8 protein-coding genes are annotated in these 8,680 nt (G+C 73.6%); all 8 read right to left on the minus strand.

The genetic code is table 11. The features are described 5' to 3' along the window. On the minus strand, positions 1-845 hold an 845-nt coding region (locus tag ACOJUF_RS10905), incomplete at its 3' end, for a bifunctional riboflavin kinase/FAD synthetase (RefSeq protein ID WP_420121875.1). Between the two features lie 117 nt (positions 846-962). Beyond that, complete coding sequence (gene truB / locus ACOJUF_RS10910; RefSeq protein WP_420121876.1) at positions 963-1,913, minus strand: tRNA pseudouridine(55) synthase TruB; 951 nt, start codon at positions 1,911-1,913, stop codon at positions 963-965. Then, positions 1,910-3,409 carry an MFS transporter gene (locus tag ACOJUF_RS10915; RefSeq protein ID WP_420121877.1) on the minus strand — a complete coding sequence of 500 codons (1,500 nt, stop codon included), beginning with the start codon at positions 3,407-3,409 and terminating at the stop codon, positions 1,910-1,912. Before ACOJUF_RS10915 ends, truB begins: the two co-directional genes overlap by 4 nt. Beyond that, positions 3,406-4,080 (minus strand): GntR family transcriptional regulator, encoded by a 675-nt coding sequence (locus tag ACOJUF_RS10920; protein WP_420121878.1) that lies wholly within the window; start codon positions 4,078-4,080, stop codon positions 3,406-3,408. Before ACOJUF_RS10920 ends, ACOJUF_RS10915 begins: the two co-directional genes overlap by 4 nt. Positions 4,081-4,443: 363 nt before the next feature. Further along, complete coding sequence (locus ACOJUF_RS10925; protein ID WP_420121879.1) at positions 4,444-5,496, minus strand: DHH family phosphoesterase; 1,053 nt, start codon at positions 5,494-5,496, stop codon at positions 4,444-4,446. 136 nt (positions 5,497-5,632) lie between these two features. Continuing rightward, positions 5,633-6,205, minus strand: a complete 573-nt coding sequence (rbfA, locus tag ACOJUF_RS10930; protein WP_420121880.1) for a 30S ribosome-binding factor RbfA — start codon at positions 6,203-6,205, stop codon at positions 5,633-5,635. 2 nt (positions 6,206-6,207) lie between these two features. Continuing rightward, the gene (locus tag ACOJUF_RS10935; RefSeq protein ID WP_420121881.1) at positions 6,208-6,528 is read right to left on the minus strand and encodes a DUF503 domain-containing protein; all 321 of its coding nucleotides are present in this window, start codon (positions 6,526-6,528) and stop codon (positions 6,208-6,210) included. Between the two features lie 94 nt (positions 6,529-6,622). Beyond that, the coding region (gene infB, locus ACOJUF_RS10940) for a translation initiation factor IF-2 (protein ID WP_420121882.1) at positions 6,623-8,680 on the minus strand (2,058 nt) is incomplete at its 5' end.

The following is an 8,680-nucleotide window of genomic DNA, read 5'->3' on the forward strand; positions in this document are numbered from 1 at the left end:
CGCAGCCGTTCGACGAAGTCGAACGCCACCCTCCGGCCGTAGAAATTCCCGCCCTCGTCGATGACGAATCCTTCGACCGTGCGCTCGCGACCGGAGAACGTCGGGTTGGTGCCGATGGAGATCGCCAGCGGCGAGCGGCGCGTGCCCAGCACGAACCAGCCCGCGTAGATGCCGTCGGCCGGGATCGCGGCGTGCTCGGCGACGTCGAGATTGGCGGTCGGGTAGCCCAGCTCGGCGCCGCCGCGGCCCTCGCCGTGCACCACGAAGCCCTCCACCCGGTGCGGCCGGCCCAGCGCGGCGGCGGCCGCGGTCACGTCGCCCGCGCCGACGCAGGCGCGCACGTAGGTCGAGCTGACCGTGACCTCGTCCGGTCCGGGGACCAGGGTGATGCCGTGCACGACGAAGCCGAACCGGGGTCCGAGCGCGCGCAGCAGGTCGACCGAACCGGCCCCGCGATGCCCGAAGCGGAAATTCTCCCCCACCACGACGTGGGCGACGTGCAGCCGGTCGACCAGCACGTCGTGCACGAACTCCTCGGCGCCGACCTGGGACAGCGCCGTGGTGAACGGCAGGACCAGCAGGGCGTCCACGCCCAGCTCGGCGATCAGCTCGGCCCGCCGGCGCAGCGTCACCAGCATCGCCGGGTGGCTGCCCGGTCGCACGACCTCGGCCGGGTGCGGATCGAAGGTGGCGACCACGGTCGGCAGGCCGTGCTCCCGGCCGATCCGGACGGCCTCGCCGATCAGTGCCTGGTGGCCGCGGTGCACGCCGTCGAAGACCCCGATGGTCAGCACGCACCGGCCCCAGCTCGGGGGGATCTCGTCGACACCGCGCCACCGCTCCACGGCCGACAGCCTGCCACCTGGGACCCGCCGCGCGTGCGCCGGGGACGCCGTGCCGGTCGGTCCCGCTCGATCCCGGTCGGTACGGCTCGGTCCCGGTCGGTCCCGGTCGGTCCCGGCTCAGCCGCCGGCCTGCCAGCCGAACACCGATCGTGTCCGCCCGTCCTGGTCGGCGACCAGCGCGACGAGGGCGCCTCCCGGGTCGAGCGCCGCGTAGGTGCCGGCGATGCCACCGGCTTCGATCCGGCGGCCGTGCCCCAGGTCGAGCGCCTGCGCCGCGGTGACCGTCCGCACCGGGAAGGCCAGCCGGACGGCGTCGACCGCCGGCAGCAACGCCCCCCGCACCTGGGCGACGAGCTCGTCGGTGACCGGCGGGCGGTCGGCCGGCACCCCGCGGAAGACGTCGATCGCGCGGCCCGCCGGTCCGTCCAGGGCGAACGGCCCCACCCGGGTGCGGCGCAGTGCGGTCAGGTGGCCCCCGACCCCCAGGGCGGCCCCCAGGTCGCGGGCCAGCGACCGCACGTAGGTGCCGGTGGTGCAGTCGACGGTCACGTCCAGGTCGATGCGGCCGTCCGCCCGGCGGGGCAGGGCGTCCAGGTCGAACCGGCCGACCGTCACCGGCCGCGCGGCCAGCTCGACCTGCTCGCCGGCGCGGACCCGGTCGTAGGCGCGGCGGCCGTCGACCTTGATCGCCGAGACGGCGCTGGGCACCTGGAGCAGGTCGCCGGTCAGCGCGGCCATCGCGGCGGCCAGCGCGGTGTCGTCGACTCCGGCGGCGTCCACGGTGCCGGTGACGGTGCCGTCGGCGTCGTCGGAATCGGTGCTCACCCCGAGGCGGACGGTGGCCCGGTAGGTCTTGTCGGTCAGCGCCAGGTGACCGAGCAGCCGGGTGGCCCGGTCCACCGCCAGCACCAGCAGCCCGGTGGCCATCGGGTCGAGCGTGCCGGCGTGCCCGACCCGCTTGAGTCCCAGCACCCGCCGGACCCGCCCCACGACGTCGTGCGAGGTGCAGCCGGACGGCTTGTCGACCAGCAGCAGACCGCCGCCGGGCGGCAGGCCGGGGCCGGTCACCGGTCCCCCGGAGCGGCGGCCCCGTCGGCCGGCGCGGGCCGGCCCGGGTCGGCCGGCCGCCGGTGCACCTCCGTGAAGTGCAGCTCCGGCGCGCCGGAGCCCGCGCGGCGGGTCATGACGACGCTGAACTCGCCGGTGTCCAGCCGGTCCCACCGGTGCGGCACGATCTCCACCGGGACATCCTCCCCGCGGGCCGCGGCCCGCAGCACATGGACCCGGGTCCGCAGGATCCAGGTGACCATGCGGACGATCCCGAGCGCGGTCAGCAGGGCGATCGCCCCGAAGGCCCAGCGGTAGGCCTGCGCGCTGTGGGTGACCGCGCCCGGCTCGACCAGGTCCAGGATCTGCCCCACCGCGAACACCATCACCACGGCCCCGCAGAACCCGCCGACGTTGACCAGCCCGGTGGCGGTGGAGATGCGGTGCCGCGGGTTGTAGTCGCGGGCGAGCATGAACCCGATGCCGGAGGCCGGACCGCCCACCGAGAAGACGCAGATGACGGCGACCACGACGGCCAGCGGCGGCTGACCGCCGGGCCAGCCGATGAGCACGAGCCAGCCGATCAGGCACAGCCCGGCCACGGTCAGCGCCAGGCCGCCGCGGATGTGTGGACGCCGGCCGATGACCGGGCCCAGCAGCAGGTTGCCGATCAGGCCGCCGATCACCAGCAGCATCAGCAGCGAGGACGCCGCCCCGGGCGAGTAGCCCAGCGCCTGGGTCAGGTACGGGTAGCCCCACAGGACGGCGAAGACGGTCGGGCCGGCCATCGTCGAGAGATGGATCCAGAAACCCAGCCGCCCGGCCGGCAGCCGCCAGGCGTGCCGGACCTGGGTCAGCACCTCGCGCCCGCCCACCGGGCCGGTGGCGCTCTCGGCCTCCCGGTACGGCGCGGCCACCGCGGGCCGCAGCAGCAGCAGCGCGTAGCCCAGGGACAGCCCGCCGGCGATCGCGAACGTCGGGCCCCAGCCCAGGCCGGTCAGCATCAGGGTGAGCGGCACGGTGGCGACCACGTTGCCGAGCATCCCGGTCAGGCTGGTCAGGCCGACCATCGTCGGGTACCGGCGGGCCGGGAACCAGCCGGCGACCAGCCGCAGCACCGAGATGTAGGTCATCGCGTCGCCGACGCCGAGCAGGCCGCGCGCCAGCAGCGCGAGCGGGTAGCTGGTGACGAAGGCGAACAGCAGCTGGGCGCTGCCCATGATCAGCGTCGCGGTCAGCAGCATCCGGCGCGGGCCGAACCGGTCGATGAGGATGCCGGCCGGCACCTGCATCGCGGCGTAGACGCCCAGCTGGAGCATGACGAACGTGCTCAGCTGGCCGGCCGACAGGTCCAGCCGCTGCGCGGCCATCGGGCCGGCCACGCCGAGCGAGGTCCGGTGGAAGACGGCGAGCAGGTAGACGCCGACCCCGATGATCCAGATGACGAGCGGGCGGCGGGCGAACCACAGCCGCACCGCACCCAGGCGGTGGCCGAGCGCTCCGAGCGCCCCGGTCATGATGCGGTCCCCGCGCCGCGCAGGGCCCGATCGGCGTGCCGCAGGTGCTCGCGGGTCAGGTGCTCGGCCAGGGCCAGGTCCGCATGCATGATCGCGGCGGCGATCGCCTCGTGGTCGGCGACCGTGGCTCGCATCCGGGCGGTGTCCGGCTCGCCGTCGGGGGCGGACAGGTTGGCCGCGCCCATCCGCATCTGCCGGTCGCGCAGCGAGCCGTAGAGCCGGATCAGGATCAGGTTGTTGTCGGCGGCGACGATCGTCGCGTGGAACGTGCGGTCCGCGGTCACGAAGGCCGGCAGATCCATCGCCGCCGCGGCGGCCCGCAGGTCGGCCAGCGGCACCTCCAGGGCCCGGGCGACCGCCGGACCCCGGCCGGACTCGATCACCGCGCGGGTGCAGTGCGCCTCGACCAGCGATCGGGTGGCCAGCACGTCGCGCCACTCCTGGGCGGTGACCGGCAGCACCAGCGCGCCGCGCTTGGGCAGCAGCCGGATCATCCCCTGGGCCTCCAGCCGTAGCAGGGCCTCGCGGACCGGCGTGCGGGACACCCCGGTCTCGGCGGCGATGGCCCCTTCGGCGAGCAATTCGTTGTCGGCGTACCGGCCGCTGAGCACGCCCTGCCGGACGTGCTCGTAGACGCGGTCGGCCGCGGACGGTATCCGATCTGTATCCATGATGTATCTATGATGCGCGCCCCGGCCCGCGCGTTCCCGATCGGACAGCCCCGGGTGACCAGGCTCACGCCAGGGTCGAAGGTCCCGTCCCGCGCGGATCATCGACGCCGGCGCGGACGAAGGTCGCGCCGATGTGACCGATGGGACGCGAATCGACGATTTCCTGCGCGCGGCAGGAGGGGGTCCGGCGGCGGTGACGGTGCTGCCGGCCGCGGTCGGAGGTCGTTCCGGCGGCGGCCCGGTTCGGCAACGGTCCGGCGGGGCGTCCGCGGCGTCAGCCAGATCCGGGACCGATGCGGCCGCTCCGGCCTGGCCGCGACTATCGGCGGCGCTGGGCGGTGGGGCCGGACGTCCGGAGCTCGTTCAGCGGTCGATGACCTCACGCAGCCGGCGGACGGCGTCCTCCGGCGGGCCCAGGTGGGTGAAACCGGCCGACCGGACGTGACCGCCGCCCCCCAGGGCCTCGGCCGCGGCGGCGACGTCGACGCTGCTGCGGGAGCGCAGCGAGACCTGCCAGACGTCCGCGCCGGTCTGCTTGATCACCATGGCGACCTCGGCCTCCTGCGCGGTCCGCAGGATGTCGATGACCGAATCCAGCTCCTCCTGGCGCAGCCCGTCCCGGACGGCGTCGTCGATGATCGTCCAGACCAGTCCCCCGCCGCGCGCCGCGTCCCGGTCCAGGCCGGCCCGGTCGAGGACCCTGGACAGCATGCCCAGCCACCCGAACGGGTGCGAGTCGGTGATCGGGTGCAGCACGTCCATCGGCCGCACCCCGGTGTCGATCAGCCGGGCGGCGAGCCGGTGCACCTCGGCGTCGGCGTGCCGGAAGTGGCCGGTGTCGGTGGCCAGGCCGGCGTAGAGGTTCTCGGCGATGTCCCGGTCGATCGGGATGCCCAGCCGATCCAGCAGCCGGGCGACCAGGACGGCGGTCGCCTCGGCCGCGATGTCGATCAGGTTGTACCGGCCGAACCGGGCGTTCGAGGCGTGGTGGTCGATGACCAGGCTCAACGGGCACCCGTCCATCACGCGGACGAGCGAGCCGAGCCGTTCCCGGGAACCGACGTCCAGGCTGACGAACAGGTCGGCCCCGTCGGAGACGTCCTCGGGTGCGACGACCAGCGGCAGGCCGGGCAAATGCCGCAGCGATTCCGGGACGCTGTCCGGCTCGGCGAACGAGACCTGGACGTCGACGCCGCGGCGGGCCAGCCCCAGGCCCAGACCCAGCGCGCTGCCCAGCGCATCCGCGTCCGGGTGGACGTGGGCGACGAGCACCACCGACCGGGCCGCGGCGAGCAGGCCGGCGGCGATGTCCAGGTCGTCGATCGGGGTTCCGGCGGGAGCGGCGTCGGACTTGGCCGGGGACAGCCGCACGCGTCCACCGCGGGTGCGGTTGCGGGACGTGCGGATGTCCGTCACGGTGCCTCCGGAATCTCCTCGGCCGGCTCGCTGACCGGCGCACTCCAGTGTCTGGCGAAAACGTCCGTCGCGCGCGCCACCGGTAGGGCAACGGCGCAGGAACGACGACAGCGCCGGCTCCCATGCCGGCGCATGGTTACGGTACCCGCTCGGACGACCTTCCCGCCCCGCCGTCGACGGGGTGCGATCCGGCGGTGCCGTCCGGACCGGAGGTCTGCGCCCGCTCGTCCGGATCGTCCGCGTCCTCGGCCGGCTCACCGCCGTCGAACTCCGGGTCGTCCTCGTCGGCCACCCGGGGGGCCTTGTACGGGTCGGCCTCGCCGGCGTAGCTCGCGCCGGCGGCCTGCTGGGCCACCCGGGCGTCGGCGTCGCGGGCCGCGGCCAGCAGCTCGTCGATCCGGTGCGCGTTCGCCGGGACGGCGTCGAGCTTGAACGCCAGCGTCGGGGTGAACTTGATCCCGGTCTCGTGGCCGACCGCCGACCGCAGCACGCCGGTGGCACTGGCCAGGCCGGCCGCGGCGGCGGAGACGACGTCGTCGTCGCCGTAGACGGTGTAAAAGACCGTGGCCTCCCGCAGGTCCGGTGTCACGGTGGCCGCGGTGATCGTCACCATGTCCAGCCGCGGATCCTTGACCTGGTGCTGGATGTGGGTCGCCACGATGCTGACGATGCGCTTGGCCAGCCGGCGGGCCCTGGCGGTATCGACCATGATCAATCTCCCTCGTCGTGCGCGCCGAACACCCGTCGCCGGGTGGACAGCACCTCGAATTCCACTTCGCCGGCCACCTGCCGCTCGCAGGTGTCCAGCACCCGGTGCACCTGACCCGGGTCCGAGGAGACGGTAGCGACCGCGATCAGGGCCCGACGGAGCCGGTCGGGGTCGCCACCCTCGGTGACGGCCACGTCCAGCCGGCGCAGCCGGGCCAGCACCGGGCGCACGACGGCCCGCTTGTGCTTGAGCGAGCCGACCGCGCCGAGCAGGACGTCACATTCCAGGACGCCGACGTAGACCGCGCCCTCGGCGCCGGTCATGACGATCCCGGCCGTCCGGCCGGCCGGTGACCGGCCGGACGGGCAGAGATCGCCGTCACCGACGCACGGGGGCGGGCGTGAGGGCCGTGCGGCATCAGCTGCGCGGCTTCTCCCGGACCTCGTAGGTCTCGATCGTGTCCTCGAGCTCGATGTTGTTCCACGAGCCCAGGCCGATGCCGCATTCGAAGCCCTCCCGGACCTCGGTGACATCGTCCTTGAACCGGCGCAGCGAGTCGATCTTGAGGTCGTCGTTGAGCACCACGCCGCCGCGCAGCAGGCGCGCCTTGGCGTTGCGACGGATCTCGCCGTTGCGCACGATGCAGCCGGCGATGTTGCCGAACTTGGACGACCGGAAGATCTCCCGGATTTCCGCCGAACCGGTCTGGACCTCTTCGAACTCGGGCTTGAGCAGGCCCTTGAGCGCCGCCTCCACCTCGTCGATGGCCTGGTAGATGACCGTGTAGTAGCGGATGTCGACACCCTCGCGGTCGGCCAGCTCCTGCACCCCGCGCACCGGCTTGACGTTGAAGCCGATGACGATGGCGTCGGTGGTGGCCGCCAGGTTGATGTCGTCCTGGGTGATGCCGCCGACCCCGCGGTGCACGACCCGCAGATCGACCTCCTCGCCCACGTCCAGCTTGATCAGGCTGTCCTCCAGCGCCTCGACGGTGCCGGAGTTGTCGCCCTTGATGATCAGCGTGAGCTGCTCGATCTTCTTCTCGGCCAGCGCGGCGCCCAGGTCCTCCAGCGAGATCCGCCGGCGGGTGCCGATCTGGGCCTTGCGGGTGCGGGCCTGCCGCCGCTCGGCGATCTGCCGGGCGACGCGGTCCTCCTCGACGACCATGAACGAGTCGCCGGCCCCGGGCACCGAGGTGAAGCCGAGCACCTGCACCGGGCGGGACGGGGTCGCCTCGGCGACCTGCTCGCCGTGGTCGCCGAGCATGGCCCGGACGCGCCCGTAGGCGTTGCCGGCGACGATCGAGTCGCCGACCCGCAGCGTGCCCCGCTGCACCAGGACCGTCGCGACCGCACCGCGACCGCGGTCCAGGTGCGCCTCGATGGCCACGCCCTGGGCTTCCATCTCGGGGTTGGCCCGCAGGTCCAGCGCCGCGTCCGCGGTCAGCAGGATCGCCTCGAGCAGCCCGTCGATGTTCAGCCGGGCCTTCGCCGAGATCTCCACGAACATGGTGTCGCCGCCGTACTCCTCGGCGACCAGCCCGTACTCGGTGAGCTGCTGGCGGATCTTGTCGGGGTTCGCCCCCTCCTTGTCGATCTTGTTGATCGCCACCACGATCGGCACGTCCGCGGCCTTGGCGTGGTTGATCGCCTCGACCGTCTGCGGCATGACGCCGTCGTCGGCGGCGACCACCAGCACCACGATGTCCGTGGACTGCGAGCCGCGGGCCCGCATGGCGGTGAACGCCTCGTGACCCGGGGTGTCGATGAAGGTGATCAGCCGCTCGTCGTCGCCCAGGTGCGTGGCGACCTGGTAGGCGCCGATGTGCTGGGTGATGCCACCGGCCTCCTTGTCGACCACGTTCGTGCTGCGGATCGCGTCCAGCAGCTTGGTCTTGCCGTGGTCGACATGGCCCATGACGGTGACGACCGGCGGGCGTACCACCAGGTCGCTCTCGTCGCCCTCGTCCTCGCCGTAGGTGAGGTCGAACGACTCCAGCAGCTCGCGGTCCTCGTCGTCCGGGGAGACGATCTCGACCTGGTAGCCCATCTCCGAGCCCAGGAGCTCGAGGATGTCGTCGGAGACCGACTGGGTGGCGGTCACCATCTCGCCGAGGTGGAACAGCGCCTGCACCATCGACGCCGGATTCGCGTCGATCTTGTCCGCGAAGTCGGCCAGCGAGGAGCCCCGGGCCAGCCGGATCGTCGATCCGTTGCCGCGCGGCAGCGCCACGCCACCGATCGACGGCGCCTGCATGTTGTCGAATTCCTGACGGCGCTGCTTCTTGGACTTGCGCCCCTTGCGCGCCGGTCCGCCCTGCCGGCCGAACGCACCCGCGGCACCGCCGCGACCACGACCGCCGCCACCGCCGCCACCGGGACGACCACCGCCGCCGCCGGGACCGCCGGTGCCACCGCCGGGACGGTAGCCACCGCCACCGCCGCCGGCGCCGCCACCGGGCCCGCGGTACCCGCC

The sequence above is a fragment of the Nakamurella sp. genome, from assembly GCF_048594475.1.
Taxonomy (GTDB): domain Bacteria; phylum Actinomycetota; class Actinomycetes; order Mycobacteriales; family Nakamurellaceae; genus Nakamurella.